Here is a 20,172-nt window from a genome sequence, read left to right as displayed (position 1 = left end):
TTTATTTTTTGTTTCGCTCAATAAACGAAATAATAGCCTTGGCAATGTTCTTTCCCGTTGCATCTTCAATACCTTCCAATCCTGGTGTCGAGTTTACTTCCAATAATAAAGGGCCTCTAGATGATTGTAGCATATCCACACCACAAACCGGTAATTTTAAAGCACGAGCAGATTCCATAGCTAAACGCAATTCGTCTTCGCTTAATTTGATAATATTGGCTGAACCACCTCTGTGTAAATTAGAACGAAACTCGCCTTCTTTACCTTGTCGTTTCATGGCGCCAACTACTTGGCCATCTACGACCAATGCACGTAAATCAGCACCTTTGGCTTCTTTAATAAATTCTTGAACAATAACGCGCGCCTCCAAGCCATTAAATGCTTCTAACACAGATTCGGCTGCATTTTTAGTTTCAGCTAAAACCACACCCAAACCTTGTGTTCCTTCTAATAACTTTATAATTACTGGCGCACCACCAACATGAGCAAGCACTTCTTTGGCATCACGTGAGTAGTTTGTAAAAACAGTTTTTGGCATGCCAATTCCAGCTTTACTTAAAAGTTGTAGACTTTTTAGCTTGTCGCGAGAACGTAAAATAGAACCAGACGAAACGATAGAAAAGGCACCCATCATTTCAAATTGTCTTACAACGGCACAACCGTAAAAGGTAATAGACGCACCAATTCTTGGAATAATAGCATCCACATAATCCAGATAACGGTCTTTATAATATATGGTTGGTTTTTCTTTTTCTATAATGATATCGCACTTTAATGGGTCGATAACTTCAACGCGATGATCGCGTTTTTTTGCTTCTTCAACCAAACGTTGTGTTGAATATAAATGTGGGTTCCTAGATAGGATAACTATGTTCATGATTGGTTTTTATTAAATGATAGATTTTGCAAGTCCACGTCCACCAGAAATTTTTTAGCTAAAAATTGTCTGCCAATTAATACGGGAAATCGCATATCATCTCGCGTGCTTAAAGTTAAGTTAATCTTATATGTTTTTCCAAAGAATAGGACTTCAGATTTAATTTTGAATCTATTTTCCTTATACCCATTACTACTTTTTACATCCGTTTGGGTGTACTCTGTAAATACCACTTCCTTACCACTAAAGTTTGGATGGCCCTTGCTGTAAAATTTACAACGCAAGGTGTTATTTTCCTCAACTATTTTAGAACAATGAATAGCAGATGTGTATGCACCTGTATCTATTTTAGCATCAATTTCAAACAAATTAAGTAATGGAAAGTCTATTTTATCAACCCTTCCTATGAGTTGTTTTGTCATGTTTCAATTTTTTAAAAAAGTGGCACAAGTTAGTGAAATGGTCATTTTTTCAATACATTTTATACTTAAAAATTATTAGGTTTTTATTAATCGAATATAACTTAAAAAATATAGAAATAAGTACCTTTGAAGATATGCCTAAAACTGCTTTAGAAATACAATTAAAAACCTTACCAAATGAGCCTGGTGTTTATCAATATTATGATAGCGAAGGTAAGATTTTATATGTAGGTAAAGCAAAGAATTTAAAAAAACGCGTGAGTTCATATTTTACCAAAACGCATGATAGTGGTAAAACACGCGTTTTGGTAAAAAAAATTGCGAGTATTAAGCATATAGTTGTTAATACCGAAACGGATGCCTTATTGTTGGAAAACAATCTGATAAAAAAGTACCGGCCACGTTATAATGTATTGCTGAAAGATGATAAATCGTATCCTTGGATTTGTATCAAAAACGAACGTTTTCCACGTGTATTTTCTACCAGACGGGTTATTAAAGATGGTTCGGAATATTTTGGGCCATATACCAGTATGAAAACGGTTTCAACCTTATTGGATTTAATTCGTGGATTGTTTTTATTACGAACCTGTACTTACGATTTATCACCTGAAAAAATAAGCGCCGGAAAATATAAAGTCTGTTTAGAATACCATTTAGGAAATTGTAAAGGGCCCTGTGAAGGCCTTCAAACCGAAGCCTCATATCAAGATAATATTGCGTCCATAAAGGAAATTCTGAAAGGAAATTTTAAAACCTCTCTGGTGCAATTTAAAAGTCAAATGAAGGAATTGGCGGCCAACATGCAATTTGAAGAAGCCCAAATAATTAAAGAGAAAATAGATGTGCTTGAAAATTACCAAGCCAAATCCACCATTGTAAACCCAAAAATTAGCAATGTGGATGTCTTTTCAATTATGAGTGATGAAGGTTATGGTTATATTAATTTTTTGCAGATTTCTTATGGTTCCATTATTCGCTCGCATACATTAGAAATTAAGAAGAAATTGGATGAAACTGATAAGGAGTTGTTAGAATTGGCAATTACCGAAATTCGTCAACGTTTTAATTCCAATTCCAAAGAACTTTACGTGCCATTTAACGTTGATTTAGGTGAAGAATTAAAAATAACTATTCCCAAATTAGGCGATAAAAAGCATATATTAGATTTATCGCTTCGGAATGCGAAATATTACCGCATGGAACGCTTTAAGCAAGTAAAAATAACCGATCCTGATAGACATGTAAATCGTATTATGGCGCAAATGAAATCTGATTTACGCTTAACTGAAGAACCTAGGCATATTGAATGTTTTGACAACTCCAATATTCAAGGAACGCATCCTGTTGCCGCTTGTGTGGTTTTTAAAAATGGAAAACCTAGCAAAAAGGATTACAGACATTTTAATATTAAAACCGTTGAAGGTCCAGATGATTTCGCATCTATGGAAGAAGTGGTTTTTAGGCGCTACAAACGTCTGCTAGATGAAGATCAATCCTTGCCACAGCTTATTATAATTGATGGAGGTAAGGGGCAATTATCATCTGCATTAAAAAGTTTGGATGCTTTAAATTTACGAGGAAAAATTGCGATAATCGGAATTGCAAAGCGTTTGGAAGAATTATTCTATCCGGATGACCCAATTCCCTTATATTTAGATAAAAAAAGTGAAACCCTGAAAATTATTCAGCAATTACGAAATGAAGCACACCGTTTTGGAATTGAACATCACAGAAATAAACGGAGTAAAACAGCGTTAAATACCGAGTTAGAAACGATTCCGGGTATTGGCGAAAAAACAATTGTAGATTTATTAAAACATTTTAAATCAGTTAAACGGGTTTCAGAAGCAACAAAACAAGAATTGGAAGCTTTGGTTGGTGTGGCACGTGCCAGCAAAATTTATAATTATTATCACAACTTATGAAGTATACATTAATAGTCTTTTGTTTTTTCATCTTCATAACCGGTTTTTCGCAAAATCAGGATTCCACAGTAGACCCTAAAGTCGGTTTGGTTTTAAGTGGTGGTGGAGCCAAAGGCTTGGCACATATTGGTGTTTTAAAAGTGATAGATAGTTTAGGGATTCGTATAGATTATGTGGCAGGAACTAGTATGGGAGCTATTATTGGATCCTTATATGCCGCTGGGTATTCAGGAAAGCAAATAGATACAATTTTCCGGGATGTGGATTTTGATAAGATTATTAATGATAATTTGCCGCGAGCCGCTAAAACATTTTATGAGCGTGATAATTCTGAAAAATACGCCCTTACTTTACCTTTTGATAAATTTAAATTAAAATTACCATCTGCCTTATTTAGAGGTCAAAATACATTAAGTTTACTATCAAAACTAACCTTGCATGTAAGTGATGTAGAAGACTTCAGTAAATTGCCAATACCATTTTTCTGTATTGCAACCAATGTAGAAACAGGACAAGCCGTGGTTTTAGATAAAGGAAGTTTAGCGCAATCCATTGTGGCCAGTGGAGCTTTTCCATCTTTATTTCAACCGGTAATTATAGACGACCAAATATTAATAGATGGTGGTGTGGTAAATAATTATCCCATTGATGAGTTAAAAGCTAAAGGCATGGATATTATTATTGGTGTGGATGTTCAGGATGATTTAGCAACGCGCGAAGAATTACGTTCTGCTCCAGATATTATACTTCAAATTAATAATTATCGGACCATTAACGATATGAAGTTGAAATCTAAAAAAACGGATATTTATATTAAACCTGATATTACGGACTATACCGTTATATCATTTAGTGATGGCAGTAAAATTATTGAAAAGGGTGAGCTAGCCACAAAAAAGAAAATTGCCGATCTAAATAAAATAGTTAATCAGCAGGTAGTCAAACCCAAGAAAGCTACTGTTATTAAGGTTATTGATAGTATTCGGGTGAATACCATTAATATTTCTGGGAATGAAAAATACTCGCGCGCGTACGTTATTGGTAAATTGAAAATTAAACCAGAAAAGAAAATTGAGTATACCACTTTTGTAGAGGGTGTTAATAATTTGGCTGCAACCAATAATTTTGCTTCTGTTGTTTACCAATTGCATCCTACGGAAAACGAGGGAGAATATGATTTAGATGTATCCGTATTAGAAACCCAAACACGAACATTTTTCAAGGTAGGCTTGCATTATGACGATCTTTATAAAACAGGTGTTTTACTAAATTTAACCAGAAAACGCTTATTACTTAATGATGATGTTGCTTCTTTAGACTTTGTATTGGGCGATAATATTCGGTATAATTTTGAATATTATATAGACAAAGGTTTTTATTGGAGTATTGGAATTACATCACGCTACAACCAATTTAAAAAGAATGTTCCAGCTACATCCTTACTGTCAGATGAAGATTTGATGGGTATAAATGTTAATAAATTAGATGTTGAAATAGATGACTTTACCAATCAGTTTTATGCGCAGACTTTATTGGGTAATGATTTTGCACTAACTTTAGGAGCAGAACACAAACGGTTTAAACTTACTACAGAAACTATTTTAACCTTAAGTAACAAAGAGGAAACAACGTTTGATAATAGTGATTATTTAAGTGTTTACGGGAAATTGAAGCTAGATACTTATGACAATAAATACTTTCCAAATGAAGGCTTTCTCTTTGATGGAGACTTTCATTTGTATTTATATTCGTCAGATTTCAACAATAGCTTTTCAGAATTTTCTATAGGTAAGGCTACTATGGGGTATGCTAAAAGTTTCGGTAAATTTTCCGGAAACATAACCACACAAGGTGGCTTTAAAATAGGAGAGGATACCTCGCCATATTTAGATTTTGTTCTTGGAGGTTATGGGAATAATTTCATAAATAATTTCACCTCGTTTTATGGGTATGATTATTTGTCCATCCCCGGAAATAGCTTTGTAAAAGCAGCGCTGACTATAGACTATGAGTTGTTTAAAAACCATCATATTATTGGAGCAGCAAATTTTGCAAATGTTGCTGATAATATTTTCGATTCAGGTGAATGGTTTACAACGCCAAACTATACAGGTTATGCCATTGGTTATTCTATGCAAACATTTATTGGACCTATAGAAGCTAAATACACATGGTCCCCAGAAGTGAAAAAAAGTATCTGGTTTTTTAATTTAGGTTTCTGGTTTTAAAGACCTTTTGGATTTTAATATTATGTCATATTTTTTTTCGATATTTGTAAAACAATGACACATTTTTGGATTGACTTATTAGCCCATCTTCAGTTTCTTATTAAAAGAAATCCAGAATAATCTGCACGTTTGTAAAGTTTTCAAATCCGAGTTTTATCGGTATAATCACATTTATTTTAGTATCTTTATGTAGTTTATAATGTGGTGTTATTTCAAAAGAACTAACGCCCAATTTAAAAATAATTAAAACATGCCTTTTTATCATAAATTAGGGAAAATTCCGCCCAAACGCCATACCCAATTTAGGAAGTCGGATGGTAGCCTGTATTACGAACAACTTTTTGGTACTGTTGGTTTTGATGGAATGTCCACAAACTCTTACCATGAACAGCGCCCAACACAAGTAAAAGAAATAAAAAAGCAATATAGTGTTGCGCCAAAAATAGCCAAAAAAAATAGCATTCAGTCTTATCGTTTTAGAGGTTTTCAAGTAAAACCGGAAAATGATTTTTTGGACAGTAGAAAAACAGTTTTAATCAATAGCGATTGTCGTATAATTTTAGCCGCTCCAAAACAATCTACAACGGATTATTTTTATAAAAATTCAGATTCAGACGAGCTTATTTTTGTCCATAAAGGGACTGGAAAACTGCGTACTATGCTTGGTAATCTAGATTTCAAATATGGTGATTATCTAGTTATTCCAAGAGGTGTTATATATAAAATAGATTTCGATACGGAAGATAACCGACTCTTTATAGTAGAATCGAAACATCCAATCTATACACCAAAACGGTACAGAAATTGGTTTGGTCAATTATTAGAACATTCCCCTTTTTGTGAACGTGATTTAAGACAACCTCACGAATTAGAAACTCATAATGAATCAGGTGATTTTTTAATAAAAGTCAAAAAACAAGACGATATTTTTGAAATGGTTTATGCCTCACATCCTTTTGATGTTGTAGGTTATGATGGTTTTAATTATCCATATGCCTTTTCAATTCACGATTTCGAGCCCATAACAGGTCGCATTCATCAGCCGCCTCCAGTGCATCAAACATTTGAAACGGCAGCTTTTGTAGTCTGTAGTTTTGTTCCACGTTTGTATGATTATCATCCAGATTCTGTGCCAGCACCATACAATCACAGTAATATAGATAGTGATGAGGTGTTGTATTATGTAGATGGCGATTTCATGAGTCGAAATGATATTGATGCAGGTCATATTTCCTTGCATCCAGCAGGTATTCCACATGGTCCGCACCCAGGAGCAGCAGAGCGTAGTATAGGAAAAACTGAAACCGAAGAATTAGCCGTTATGGTAGATACCTTCAAGCCATTGCAAGTCACTGAAGAAGCTATGAAAATTGCTGATGAAGATTATTACAAATCGTGGCTAGAACATTAATAGTTTAGAAGTAAAACAAAGTTATAACAACATAAAATACAAGCGTTACCAATTAACTGGCTTAACGCAGTAAAAAATACCGAATTATGAGTAAAAAAGAGATAAAATCAGTAGAATACGGATTGGAAAAAATATTTGATGACGCGCAAGACTTTCTGCCATTATTAGGGACCGATTACGTGGAGTTTTACGTTGGTAACGCCAAGCAAGCAGCCCATTTTTATAAAACAGCTTTCGGATTTCAATCTTATGCATATCGTGGATTGGAAACAGGATCTAGAGATAAGGTGAGTTATGTATTAAAGCAAGATAAAATTCGTTTGGTTTTAACCACGCCTTTAACAAGTTCATCACCCATTAACGATCATATTGTAAAACATGGTGATGGTGTAAAAGTTGTTGCTTTATGGGTAGATGATGCTAGAAGTGCTTATGAAGAAACGATCAAACGTGGTGCTAAATCTTATATGGAACCAACCGTCGAAAAAGACGAACATGGTGAAGTAGTTCGTGCTGGAATTTATACCTACGGAGAAACCGTACATATGTTTGTAGAACGTAAAAACTACAACGGGAAGTTTCTGCCAGGTTTTGTAGAATGGAAATCCGACTATAACCCAAAAGCAACCGGTTTAAAATTTATAGACCACATGGTTGGCAACGTAGGTTGGGGTGAAATGAATACTTGGGTAAAATGGTATGAAGACGTTATGGGATTTGTTAATTTCTTGTCCTTTGATGATAAGCAAATCCACACGGAGTATTCGGCTTTAATGAGTAAGGTTATGAGTAATGGAAATGGTCGTATAAAATTCCCAATTAATGAACCTGCAAAAGGTAAAAAGAAATCCCAAATTGAAGAGTATTTAGATTTTTATGAAGGACCAGGTGTTCAGCACATAGCCGTAGCAACGGATGATATTATTTCAACCGTATCCGATTTACGTTCTCGCGGTGTTGAGTTTTTATCCACACCTCCAGAATCCTATTATAAATCTGTACCAGGACGTTTAGAAGAATTTAGCCACGAATTACGTGAAGACATTGAAAAGCTAAAATCATTAGGCATTATGATTGATGCAGATGAAGAAGGTTACTTATTACAAATTTTCACCAAACCAGTTGAAGATAGACCAACTTTATTCTTTGAAATTATTCAACGTATGGGAGCCAAAGGTTTTGGAGCTGGAAACTTTAAAGCACTTTTTGAGTCTATAGAGCGTGAGCAGGTTTTAAGAGGAACGCTTTAATACCTAATACGTATATGAACATTATAAAAACTCTATCACAATTATCGATGGAGTTTTTTTGTATTATATTTTTGGAATACTATTTGTAATCTATAAGGAAAAACAACGTTATTGTTGTATTTACAATTAGAATTAAGCTTATGAAAAAAATACTTTTAACTATAATCGCCATTGTTTCCTTAAACACCGCATTTTCCCAAATAGAAAGTGCCTTTGATACAGGTGAATGGTTTCGATTTGAAATGAGTTATAGCGGATGGATGAAAGCCGGAGAAGCCACCCTTACCGTTAACGAATCTATGTATAAAAACAAACCCGTTTACCATGTAGTAGGCAAGGGCTGGACCACTGGAGCCGTTAGTTGGTTTTTTGCAGTGAAGGATAGGTACGAGAGTTATTTTGATAAAAAATTGAATGTGCCTTATAAGTTTATCAGAGATATTGATGAAGGTGGTCATACCAAGAATATTGAAATAGAATTCGACCAAAACAACCATAAGGCTCATGTAAATAACATAAAACATAATAAAAAAAAGACCTTTGATACAAAACCAAATATTCAAGATATGGTATCTACATTTTATTATTTGCGTAATAATCTGGATATTGAAAACTTGAAAATAAACGATGAAGTGGAGGTTAATATGTTTTTTGATGAAGAAAATTATGGTTTTAAATTGCGCTATCTAGGAACCGAAATAATTAATACCAATTTTGGAAAAGTAAACACCTTGAAATTTAGACCGTATGTAATGGCAGGTCGTGTTTTTAAAGAAGAAGAAAGCCTTACATTATGGGTTTCAAATGATAAAAATAGAATACCTTTACGTATTAAAGCCGATTTGGCTGTAGGTTCTTTAAGAGCGGATTTGGATGCTTTTAAAGGCTTAAAACACCCTTTTAATATTATAGTAAAAAATTAGTAGCATGAATACCGACATAACCAACCAACTAAAAGAAAAGTTTGATAATATAGGTCAAGATTTAGATGTACACTTACAAGGCTTGTTATATAGTAAGCCTATAAATTATTGGGATTACATTCAAACAGATGCACTTTTAGATTTACAAACGCAGCGTACCGTTTTACCAGATGAAATGGTATTTATCATGTATCATCAAATAAACGAATTACTGTTTAAAATGATTCTTTGGGAAATTGATCAGGTTGCAACTGCCGAAAAACTGACAGCCGATTTCTTTTCAACAAAATTAATGCGTGTGAGTCGTTATTTTGATATGCTTACTTCGTCATTTGAAATCATGCGTGAAGGAATGGACGTGGAACAATACAATAAGTTTAGAACAACCTTAACGCCTGCAAGTGGTTTTCAAAGTGCCCAATACCGAAAAATTGAAATTTCATCTACAGAATTAATCAATTTAATAGATAATCGTTTTCGTGAAACCATTGATAGAAATACACCTTTTGAGCATGCTTTTGAGCATTTATATTGGCAAGCTGCAGGAAAAGACTACAAAACTGGTAAAAAAAGCTATTTATTAACAGTTTTTGAAGAACGATACAAAGAGGAATTTATTAGATTTGCGAAATTCTACAACACTAGTAATCTTTGGACTAAGTTTAAAGAATTGCCAGAAGCTGTTAGAACAAATAAAGATTTAGTAAATGCCATGCGTCATTATGACCATACCGTAAATATTAAATGGGTTATGGCACATTACAATACCGCCAACCATTATTTAAATATTGGTGGTAAAACCACAGAAGCAACAGGAGGAAGCGAATGGGTAAAATATATGCATCCAAAATATCAAAGACGAATATTTTTTCCAGAATTATGGAGCGAAAAAGAATTAGCAGAATGGGGAGAGAATGTATAATTCTTTTTGCCTTATTGGTTACATTGGTAAGCTGTAAGGACGACAAGCCAGAACCTGTTTTTGAAGATGAATTTGCAGCTATTATTCCACCAGAGGAACTGAAGGAATTTGGTTTTAACCTGAACGACTACGTTGTTAAACGTGATACTATTCGTAAAGGAGATAGTTTTGGTGTTATCATGGAGCGCTATAAAGTGGGCTACCCGAAAATTTTTGAAATTGCAGAACAAACTAAAAAAGATTTTGATATTAGAAAACTGCAATTAGGAAAACCATACACGGTTTTATGCTCTAAAGATTCGTTGCAGCAAGCCCTTTCTTTTATTTATCAGCCTAATCGTGAAGAATATGTGGTTCTTAATTTTCAAGACTCCATTCATGCCTTTACCAGCCGAAAACCGATAACGTATGTTGAAAAGGAATTTGCAGGAGTAATTAATAGCGATTTGTCTCAAACACTTTCCGATGGTGGCAAAAGTCTAATATTAGCATATAAAATGTCTGATATTTATGCTTGGACAATAGATTTTACGAGACTTCAGAAAGGCGATCATTTTAAAATAATTTATACCGATAAGTATATTGATGATACTATTTATGCCGGAATTGATAATATTAAAGCTGCGTATTTTGATCATAAAAGTGAACCATTTTATGCATTTGAATTTGAAACAGATACCGTAAAAGGGATTCGTGATTATTTTAATGACGAAGCTAAAAATTTACGTCGTGCCTTTTTAAAAGCGCCTGTGGAATACAAACGTATTTCATCGCGATATAATTTAAAAAGACGTATTGCGCTTTACGGTAATAAAATCAGACCACATAAAGGAACCGATTTTTCCGCCAATATAGGAACCCCTATTCGTTCCACTGCTAACGGAACGGTTACCAAATCTGCTTATACACGAGGTAATGGGAATTATGTAAAAATCAGACATAATTCAGCATACGAAACGCAGTATTTACATATGAAAAGCCAAAATGTAAAGGTTGGTCAATATGTAAAACAAGGTGATGTTATTGGTTGGGTAGGAATGACTGGAAATACGTCTGGCCCTCACGTTTGCTACCGTTTTTGGAAAAATGGAAAACAAGTAGATCCATTTAAACAAAAATTACCAGAAGCAGAACCTATTTCTGATAGTTTAAAAACCAGATATTTAGACTTTATTGAACCCATAAAATCACAATTGGACGCTATAAATGTTCAAAATTCTAATAGTCTAGAATCCACACCTGAAGATTTAATTACACAACTAGATTAAGCTTATGGCATTATCGAAAATTAGTCCAACAACTACCAAGGCTTGGCAAAATCTTCGTGAGCATTTTTCAGAAATGAAAAATCTGAAAATGACGGATTTATTTGCTCATGATAGGAGTCGTGCGGATACGTTTTCAATTGAATGGGACGATTTTTTTGTCGATTTTTCAAAAAATAGAATCACTGAAGAAACGTTAGATTTACTGCTAAAACTAGCCGAAGAAACTAAATTACAAGCAGCTATTGAAAGTCAGTTTTCTGGCAAAATTATTAATGAAACGGAAGGTCGTGCTGTTTTGCACACCGCTTTAAGAGCGCCAGAAACTGCAACTGTTTTAGTAGATGGCGTCAATATTATTCCTGAAATATATCAAGCAAAGAAGCAAATACAATCGTTTACTAATCAAGTAATAAATGGCGAAGTTACCGGATTTATGGGTAAGCCCTTTACGGATGTGGTAAACATTGGTATTGGGGGTTCAGATTTGGGGCCTGCTATGGTTGTTGAAGCGTTACAGTTCTATAAAAACCAGTTAACGACGCATTTTGTTAGTAATGTAGATGGTGATCATGTTAATGAAGTCATTAAAAAACTCAACCCAGAAACTACATTATTCGTTATTGTTTCTAAAAGTTTTACCACTCAAGAAACGCTTTCTAATGCTAACACGATTCGCGATTGGTTTTTAAGGCACGCTCCAGAAGAGGCTATAGCAAAACATTTTGTAGCTGTTTCAACAAATAGTAATCGTGTTCAAGATTTTGGTATTCATCCTGATAATATATTTCCGATGTGGGATTGGGTTGGTGGCCGGTTTTCGTTGTGGAGCGCCGTGGGATTATCCATAAGTTTATCGGTAGGTTTTGATAATTTTGATGAGCTATTACAAGGCGCACATAAAATGGATGATCATTTTAAAACCGCACCTTTTAAGAAAAATATCCCGGTAGTTTTAGCATTAATAAGTATATGGTATAATAATTTTTTCGATACGGAAAGTGAAGCCGTTATTCCATACACACAGTATCTTAATCAGTTTACAACCTATTTGCAGCAAGGTGCTATGGAAAGTAACGGGAAATCTGTTGATAGAAATGGAGCATCTGTAAATTACCAAACAGGAACGGTAATTTGGGGAGAACCAGGAACCAATTCACAGCATGCATTTCTTCAATTAATCCATCAAGGCACCAAATTAATTCCAGCCGATTTCATTGGCTTTGCGGAATCACTGCATGGAAATAAAGATCATCAGGATAAATTAATTTCCAATTTCATTGCTCAAACCGAAGCCTTAATGAATGGAAAAACGGAATCGGATGTTCTTGCGGAATTTGAAAAGCAAGGCAAACCTTTAGAAAATATTCAATCATTAGTTCCTTTTAAAGTATTTGAAGGTAATAATCCATCAAATACCATCTTCATAAAAAAGTTAACACCAGAAAGTTTAGGGAAGCTCATTGCGCTTTATGAACATAAAATATTTGTCCAAGGCATTATTTGGAATATATACAGCTATGATCAGTTTGGTGTAGAACTAGGCAAGCAATTAGCCACAAATATTTTACAGGATATAAAAAATAACACTTTTGCCAATCATGATGCTTCCACTGCCAAAATATTGAAGTATTATTTAAAAAAGTGATTTTTATTGTTGAAAACCATGTTGATAGCTTTATTTTATATCATATTATTAATACATATTAAGTGTTATCTTCATCCAAGCGTAAAAACTTAACCTTAAATTCATGTTAATATGCTTTAAAGGATTAATTTTGCCGAAAATTTAAAAACCAATCTTTTTAATACAATGAAAAAAATTACAAGATTATTATTTTTAGCAGTAGCGATTTTGTTTACTGGTATGACAATGGCTCAAAGTACTGTATCAGGTACAATCATGGATGCCGAAATGAACGCGCCGCTACCTGGTGCCAACATCATTGAAAAAGGTACCACCAACGGTGTATCTTCTAATTTTGATGGAGAATTTACAATTACTACTGAAAGCACGAATGCTACATTAGTAATTTCGTTTGTAGGTTACGGAACTAAAACTGTTACAGTAACAGGAAATCAAGATTTAGGTAATATTGTTTTAACTAGTGATAATACGTTAGAGGAAGTTGTTATTGTAGGATCTGGTGTTATTGATTTAGCCGAAGATAGAGCAACACCAATTGCTGTTTCTACTATTAAAGCTTCAGAAATTCAACAAAAGGCAGGTAACTTTGATTTGCCAGCATTATTAAAAACAACACCTTCTATTCAGGTTGTTCAAAATGGTGGATTTGGTGAAAGTCAAATGTTTTTGCGTGGTTTCGATCAAACAAACACGGCATTCTTATTAAATGGCCAACCAATTAACGGTATGGAAGATGGTAAGATGTACTGGTCTAACTGGCAAGGTGTAACGGAAGTTGCAAATGCTATTCAAGTACAACGTGGTTTAGGAGCATCAAAATTAGCTATTTCTTCTGTTGGTGGTACGGTAAACATTGTTACCAAAACTATTGATAAAAAAGAAGGTGGTTTTGTAGAGCAAATGGTAGGTAATGATAACTATATCAAATCTACTGCCTATTTCTCAACAGGTGTTAGTGATAAAGGCTGGTCTTTTTCTGGATTATTAGGTCACTGGCAAGGTGATGGTTATGTGGATAATACCCAAGGTCAAGGTCAAACATACTTTTTATCTGTTGGTTACCAAGCTGGGGAAAATCACTCTTTAAACTTCTTGTTAACTGGTGCACCACAGTGGCATGCGGCAGCTGGAGGAGCGCGTATTAGCGAATTTTTAGAAAGCGATAGAGGTAGACGTTATAATTCATGGAATTTTGACGGTGTGGATAGCCCAAATACATTACATGGTGGTGCGTATCCAGGTGGTCGTAATATTTACCACAAACCAGTTGCTAACTTAAACTGGGATTGGACTATAAATGATAAATCATCTTTATCAACGGTGCTTTACGGTTCTATGGGACGTGGTAGTTTTGCACAAGCAATTACGGACAGAAATACAGATGAGTTTTTGTATGTAAGAGGTTCAAATAATAACCACAACTGGGCTGGTTTAGTGACAAGCTATAACAATCAGTTAACAGAAAACTTAAATTTAAACATTGGTGCTGATGTCCGTTTGTATAATGGTTTTCACTTTAGAGATATTAGAGAATTTGTAAATCCTAACATAAATTCAGTAAGTGCAAATAGTGCCTATAATGGTGGAGATTATCAATTAACGGAAGCCGGTGGAATTAACCCATGGGAAGTGTTCTTTAATCCAAACACAGATCACACACAACGTTTTGGTTATGATTACGAAGAAAAAATTAATTATGCAGGTGTTTTTGGACAATTAGAATATGTTAAAGATAATTTTTCAGCCTTTTTTCAAGGTGCAGTATCTAACCAGTCTCACGTAAGAACAGAGTTTTTAAATGCGGAACTTGAAGGTGTTTCTGAAGATTCTGAAAAAGTGAATAATTTAGGTTTTAACCTAAAAGCTGGTGCGGCTTATGAAATTAGCTCAATGCATAAAGTATTTGCTAATGTTGGTTATTACTCACGTCAACCATTCCATGACACGCTATACCAAAACGATAGAAGTAGTAATGAGTTATTATCACCAGAAGCGGAAAATGAAGAAATTACTGGTTTCGAAGTTGGATACCAATTTAATGGTGGTCGTCGTATTTCTGCTAATTTAAATGCGTACCATACCACTTGGGATAATGTTGTTAAGTATAGAAGTAATGGTAGGGATGGTGTTGATTTCTTAAGTTTCCAAACACTAGGTGTAAAACAAGTACACTACGGTGTTGAACTTGAAGTAATGACACGTCCACTTGATAATTTAAGATTAAATGGATTCTTATCTTTAGGTGAATGGCAGTTTAAAGACAATGCTACTCAAAGAACATTTAATCAAGATGGTACTCAAATTGGTGATGACGAAGAAATCGTGATTGATGGTTTCAGTGTTGGTGAGGCTGCTCAAGTTACTGCTGGTATTAATGGTAGTTATGAGTTCTTGCCTAGAACAAGTTTTGATGCTGCTTGGAATTGGAATAATGATATATTCTCTTCAGGTTCATTAGAATTAGCACCACTTTCATTGCCTTCTTATGATACGGTGGATGCAGGATTTTCATATAAAATGTTGGTTGGTAAAGACAATAAGAGATCTGTTCAGTTTCGTTTAAACGTAAATAACGTTTTTGATGAAGTGTATTTAGAGGCTGTTAATGGTAACACTCAAGCTTCTGCTAACCCAGAAGAAAACTATAAGGGTGTTAATACAAGTAATAATGGTCGTTTTGGTTACGGAAGAACTTGGAATACAAGTATCCGTTTTAACTTCTAAATTCCTATTAAATAATACTAAAACCGCTTCACATACCGAAGCGGTTTTTTTATACGCTTTATTTATTACATTTGTAATACTAACTATTAAACTTTAAAACATGTATAATACCATAAAAATGTTACATTCTGGTTGGGCCTATTTTGTGCTTTTAATCCTAGTTGTAGCTACTTTAAATGCCATTGTAAAAGCCATGGCTGGAAAGGAATATTCAGCTAAAGATTTCAGAATATCTTTGTTTACCTTAATCGTATCGCACATTCAGTTACTACTTGGTATTGTATTCTACTTTGCGGCAGATTACATGTCTATTATTAGCGAAATGGGAATGGGTGCCGTGATGAAAAATAGTGCTTTAAGATCTAATATTGTAGAACATCCATTAACCATGATTATTGCCATAGCATTAATTACAATAGGTTATTCTAAACATAAAAAGAAACTAACATCTAAAGCTAAATTTAGAATGATAGCTGTTTTTTATACCATAGCATTAATTCTTATTTTGGCAAAAATTCCATGGCATTTGTGGATCGGCTAGAATGCTACAATCCAATATAAAAAAAGTGCCTTTAAAATTTATTAAAGGCACTTTTTATTTTTGAGAAATGTATATGTTTACTTCACTTCCTTAATTAAGTATATATAGGCTGGAAAGTGATCACTAAAACCATCCGTAAAACCACCATCGGCAAAACTTCGTAATGGATAACCTTTATATTTGCCTCTTTTGTTTACTAAATAATTTTTATTGAACACATGCGCCTGATAAAAACGTAAAGAGCTATAATCTCTTTCTAAAAAAGGTTGTGTTATTAATACTTGATCAAATAAACTCCAACTGTCTCTATACGCATTTGAGCCGACACCCATTTTAAACAACTTTTCAAAAGGGTTATAAATGCCTTTAAGCTCAATATCTTCCTTGTCGCTTTTAGCTCCTAAAACCTTCTTTACGCTCTCATTGGTAGGATCGTCATTTAAATCGCCCATTAATATAATTTTAGCGTATGGATCAATAGTTTGTAGCGAATCAATTATTTTTTTACTCAATCCAGCAGCAGCAACACGTTTTGGTCTACTTCTGGCTTCACCACCACTTCTAGATGGCCAGTGATTAACAATTATATGAATCATTTCGCCTTCCAATTTACCACTTACCAAAAGTTGATCTCTGGTGTAAACGCGCTCGCGAGAATCATCATAAATTATTAATTCATGATTACTGGTGTTAATAGGTGTAAAATATTTTTTCTGATATAATAAACCAACATCAATACCGCGACGGTCTGGTGAATCATAATGCACAATACCATAATCTTTAGAAATAAGTTGTGGATCATTAACCAAATCTTCTAAAACATCTTGATTTTCAACCTCCGAAACACCAATAATTACAGGTGAATTTTTAGCCGTATCTGTACCAATATCAGCTATTACACGTGCCATATTTACTACTTTCTTTTTGTAAATATCACTGGTGTTAATCTTCATTTCCATGATTGGGCTAGCCTCATCATTTTTATTAGGATCATTAATGGTGTCAAATAAATTTTCTAGATTATAAAAGGCTACCGTATGAATTTTAAATTTCTTACCATCTTGAGCCTTTGCAGTTATAGCAACGCATACAAGAACTATAGTGATCCAAATTTTGAATTTTTTCATTAAATTGTGTGTTATGTTTAAGTTATGTTAATACAAATCTTACGCCAAAAGTAGATATTTATTATAAATAATGTAAATTTGCACGCTTAATTTAATTAACATTTAACGCAAAGTATCAATTTTTTTAATTATAAATTCTAGTATGAAAAAAAGTTTAATTGTTTTTTTATTCGGATTTTTCGCGACAATTACTGCGTTTGCTCAACAAACAGTAGTAAAAGGAAGTGTCACTGAAGCCCTTTCTTTCGATCCAATTCGAAATGTAACTGTTACCATTGAAGGTACAGACATCACAACCACAACTGATGAAAACGGTATGTTTGAATTTTCTTCAAATTTACCAATGGGAGATCAGATTTTAAGAATATCTAAAGACGAATATGTCTTTAAAAGATATCCAATTGTCATTAATGAAGGGCAAACAGTAAATATCACTGATATGTCTCTGGAAAGAGATACATCGGCTGATTTGTTTACTATTAATCTTACAGATGATGAATTAGATGACGAATCTGGTGGACTTGATAATATTTCAGGTTTACTACAATCTTCTCAAGATGTGTTTCAAAGAACAGCTGCTTTTGAATGGAGTTCTTCATTCTATAGAGTAAGAGGTTTAGATTCTGAAAACGGTTCGGTTTTGATTAACGGTATCGAAATGAACAAAATTTATGATGGTAGACCACAATGGAGTGATTGGGGTGGATTAAATGACATGCTTCGTAACCAGGAATTAACAACTGGTTTAGCACCTTCAGCCTATAATTTTGGTGGTATTTTAGGAACAACTAATATGAATGTTCGTGCATCACAATATCGTGAAGGCGGTCGTGTAACGTATTCATCTTCAAATAGAAGTTATACAAACCGTGTTATGGCTAGTTATGCCTCTGGTTTATTAGAAGGTGGTTGGTCTTACGCTGTAATGGGCGGAAGACGCTGGGGAAATGAAGGTTATCAAGACGCGACGTTGTATGATGCTAATTCATTTTTTGTGGCTGTTGAAAAACAAATTAATGACAAACACAGTTTGAACTTTACATCTATGTACACGCCAAACCGTCGTGGGAAATCGTCTCCTAATACACAAGAGGTTTACGATTTAAAAGATATTAAATACAACGAATATTGGGGTTGGTTAGATGGTGAAAAGAAAAATTCACGTATCAAAGAAATTGAAGAGCCAATCTTTATGTTAAACCATTATTGGGATATTAATAGCAAAACAACTTTAAATACCAATGTGGGTTACCAATATGGTAAAATAGGAAACAGCCGTTTAGATTATGGTGGTGGCGGAAATCCAAGTCCTGCTTATTACCAAGATTTACCAAGTTACTTTTTAGCAGATAATGATGGTCCTGATTTTGCAGGCGCTTATATTGCGGAACAAAACTTTATGAATGGTGGCCAGATAGATTGGGAACGTATTTTAGATGCCAATGTTACCAATGCGTCTGTAGGTGATACAAACGCGTATGTATTATATGAAGACCGTAGTGACGATAAACAAATTACGGTGAACTCTATTTTCAACACGGAAATTAATGATCATATCATTTTAAATGCTGCTATAAATTACAAGAACCTAAAGTCGAAAAACTTTGGTGAAATAATTGATTTATTAGGTGGTAATGGTGTTTTAAACGTTGATTCGTTTGATAACTACCAGTATGATAACCAAAATCCGAATCGTGTTATTGGTGAAGGTGATAAGTTCCGTTACAACTATAATATTTTTGCCGATGTTATTTCAGGATATGCACAAGCACAATTTAAATATAGTAAAGTAGATTTCTATCTTTCAGGAAGCGTAACAAGTACATCATACCAACGTGAAGGTCTTTGGGAAAACAGTGCGTTTTTAGGAAATTTATCATTAGGAAAAGGTGAGAAATTAAACTTTACAGGTGTAGGTGCAAAAGCTGGACTTACTTATAAAATAACTGGAAAGCACTTAATTGATGTGAATGGTGGTTATCTTACAAAAGCACCAACTATTAGAAACACTTATTCTAACTCAAGAGATAACAATAGTGTCGTTGATAATATAACGGAGGAAAAAATTACATCGTTTGATGCAAGTTATATTTTCAGATCACCAATTGTGAAGGCTAAATTAACAGGTTACTACACGAAAATTGAAGATGCCAATGAAATTGGATTCTATTATGCGGATGGTATTACCAACGTAGGTGAAGAGTTTAACGATACATCTGCTTTTGTTCAGGAAGTTTTACAAGGTGTAGATAAAAAGCACATTGGTGCTGAATTAGGTATTGAAGCACAAGTAACACCAACTATTAAATTAAAAGGTGTAGCTGCAGTAGGTCAATATACCTATGATAACAACCCTGATTTATATTTAACCTCTACAAGTTTTGGTAAAACGCAAACATTTACATCTAATTTAAAAGATTATAAAATTGCAGGAGGACCACAACAAGCGTATTCATTAGGTTTTGAATATCGCGATCCAGACTACTGGTTCTTTGGAGCAACGGTTAACTATTTAGCAAATGCATATATTGATGTGAGTCCATTATTAAGAACTCAAAACTTTTATTTAGCTAATGATGGTTTGCCAATTAATAATTACGATGAAAATGTAGCAACCGACTTATTAAAACAAGAAGAAATTGACGCGTATTTTACCGTAAACTTAACAGGTGGAAAATCTTGGAAAATTGGTGATTATTATATTGGTGTATTTGCTAGTGTAAATAACCTATTGGATGAGATTTACAAAACAGGTGGTTTTGAACAAGGTAGAAATGCAAATTACAACGAATTGTTAGCTGACAATCAAACAGGTAAACGTCAATTTGGACCAAAATACTGGTATGGACGTGGTGCTACTTATTTTGTAAATGTTAACTTTAGATTCTAAAAAAGAAAAATTAATT

The 20,172-nt window shown here is 33.9% G+C and carries 14 protein-coding genes; 11 read left to right on the top strand and 3 right to left on the bottom strand.

The annotated features are described in order from the left end of the window. Position 1 precedes the first annotated feature (1 nt). Both rimK and ES675_RS01905 read right to left on the bottom strand, forming a co-directional pair. Positions 2-877 (bottom strand): 30S ribosomal protein S6--L-glutamate ligase, encoded by an 876-nt coding sequence (gene rimK / locus ES675_RS01910; RefSeq protein ID WP_066249427.1) that lies wholly within the window; start codon positions 875-877, stop codon positions 2-4. Beyond that, complete coding sequence (locus ES675_RS01905; protein WP_066249430.1) at positions 874-1,299, bottom strand: ATP-dependent zinc protease family protein; 426 nt, start codon at positions 1,297-1,299, stop codon at positions 874-876. The genes rimK and ES675_RS01905 overlap by 4 nt, the downstream gene beginning before the upstream one ends. A gap of 134 nt (positions 1,300-1,433) precedes the next feature. Between ES675_RS01905 and uvrC the strand changes: the two genes are divergently transcribed. The 10 genes from uvrC (at position 1,434) to ES675_RS01855 (ending at position 16,139) form a co-directional block, all read left to right on the top strand. Next, positions 1,434-3,227 (top strand): excinuclease ABC subunit UvrC, encoded by a 1,794-nt coding sequence (gene uvrC / locus ES675_RS01900; RefSeq protein WP_066249627.1) that lies wholly within the window; start codon positions 1,434-1,436, stop codon positions 3,225-3,227. Next, positions 3,224-5,455 carry a patatin-like phospholipase family protein gene (locus ES675_RS01895; protein WP_066249433.1) on the top strand — a complete coding sequence of 744 codons (2,232 nt, stop codon included), beginning with the start codon at positions 3,224-3,226 and terminating at the stop codon, positions 5,453-5,455. Before uvrC ends, ES675_RS01895 begins: the two co-directional genes overlap by 4 nt. Before the next feature lie 250 nt (positions 5,456-5,705). Beyond that, on the top strand, positions 5,706-6,866 hold the full coding sequence (locus ES675_RS01890) for a homogentisate 1,2-dioxygenase (RefSeq protein WP_066249436.1): 1,161 nt from the start codon (positions 5,706-5,708) through the stop codon (positions 6,864-6,866). An 86-nt stretch (positions 6,867-6,952) separates the two neighbouring features. Next, positions 6,953-8,116, top strand: a complete 1,164-nt coding sequence (hppD, locus tag ES675_RS01885) for a 4-hydroxyphenylpyruvate dioxygenase (RefSeq protein WP_066249438.1) — start codon at positions 6,953-6,955, stop codon at positions 8,114-8,116. A gap of 140 nt (positions 8,117-8,256) precedes the next feature. After that, entirely contained in the window at positions 8,257-9,039 is a 783-nt protein-coding gene (locus ES675_RS01880; RefSeq protein ID WP_066249440.1) for a DUF3108 domain-containing protein, read from the top strand. A gap of 4 nt (positions 9,040-9,043) precedes the next feature. Further along, positions 9,044-9,961 (top strand): tryptophan 2,3-dioxygenase family protein, encoded by a 918-nt coding sequence (locus tag ES675_RS01875; RefSeq protein WP_066249443.1) that lies wholly within the window; start codon positions 9,044-9,046, stop codon positions 9,959-9,961. Further along, positions 9,919-11,229, top strand: a complete 1,311-nt coding sequence (locus ES675_RS01870) for a M23 family metallopeptidase (RefSeq protein WP_246126199.1) — start codon at positions 9,919-9,921, stop codon at positions 11,227-11,229. Before ES675_RS01875 ends, ES675_RS01870 begins: the two co-directional genes overlap by 43 nt. 4 nt (positions 11,230-11,233) lie before the next feature. Then, positions 11,234-12,874 (top strand): glucose-6-phosphate isomerase, encoded by a 1,641-nt coding sequence (gene pgi, locus ES675_RS01865; RefSeq protein ID WP_066249448.1) that lies wholly within the window; start codon positions 11,234-11,236, stop codon positions 12,872-12,874. Between the two features lie 165 nt (positions 12,875-13,039). After that, positions 13,040-15,598, top strand: a complete 2,559-nt coding sequence (locus tag ES675_RS01860; protein WP_066249452.1) for a TonB-dependent receptor — start codon at positions 13,040-13,042, stop codon at positions 15,596-15,598. Positions 15,599-15,698: 100 nt separating this feature from the next. Continuing rightward, positions 15,699-16,139: a hypothetical protein gene (locus ES675_RS01855; protein ID WP_066249455.1), complete on the top strand. Its 441-nt coding sequence runs from the start codon at positions 15,699-15,701 to the stop codon at positions 16,137-16,139. Positions 16,140-16,216: 77 nt separating this feature from the next. On the opposite strand, the gene ES675_RS01850 is transcribed toward ES675_RS01855, so the two are convergent. Continuing rightward, positions 16,217-17,266, bottom strand: coding sequence for an endonuclease/exonuclease/phosphatase family protein (locus ES675_RS01850; RefSeq protein ID WP_066249460.1), 1,050 nt, complete (start codon positions 17,264-17,266; stop codon positions 16,217-16,219). A gap of 142 nt (positions 17,267-17,408) precedes the next feature. On the opposite strand from ES675_RS01850, the gene ES675_RS01845 reads away from it, so the two are divergent. Further along, complete coding sequence (locus ES675_RS01845) at positions 17,409-20,156, top strand: carboxypeptidase regulatory-like domain-containing protein (protein WP_066249463.1); 2,748 nt, start codon at positions 17,409-17,411, stop codon at positions 20,154-20,156. The last annotated feature ends 16 nt before the right edge of the window (positions 20,157-20,172 follow it).

This window comes from Algorimicrobium algoritergicola (genome assembly GCF_008086165.1).
In the GTDB taxonomy this organism is placed as follows: domain Bacteria; phylum Bacteroidota; class Bacteroidia; order Flavobacteriales; family Flavobacteriaceae; genus Algorimicrobium; species Algorimicrobium algoritergicola.
This window is presented reverse-complemented; position numbering and strand designations above follow the sequence as displayed.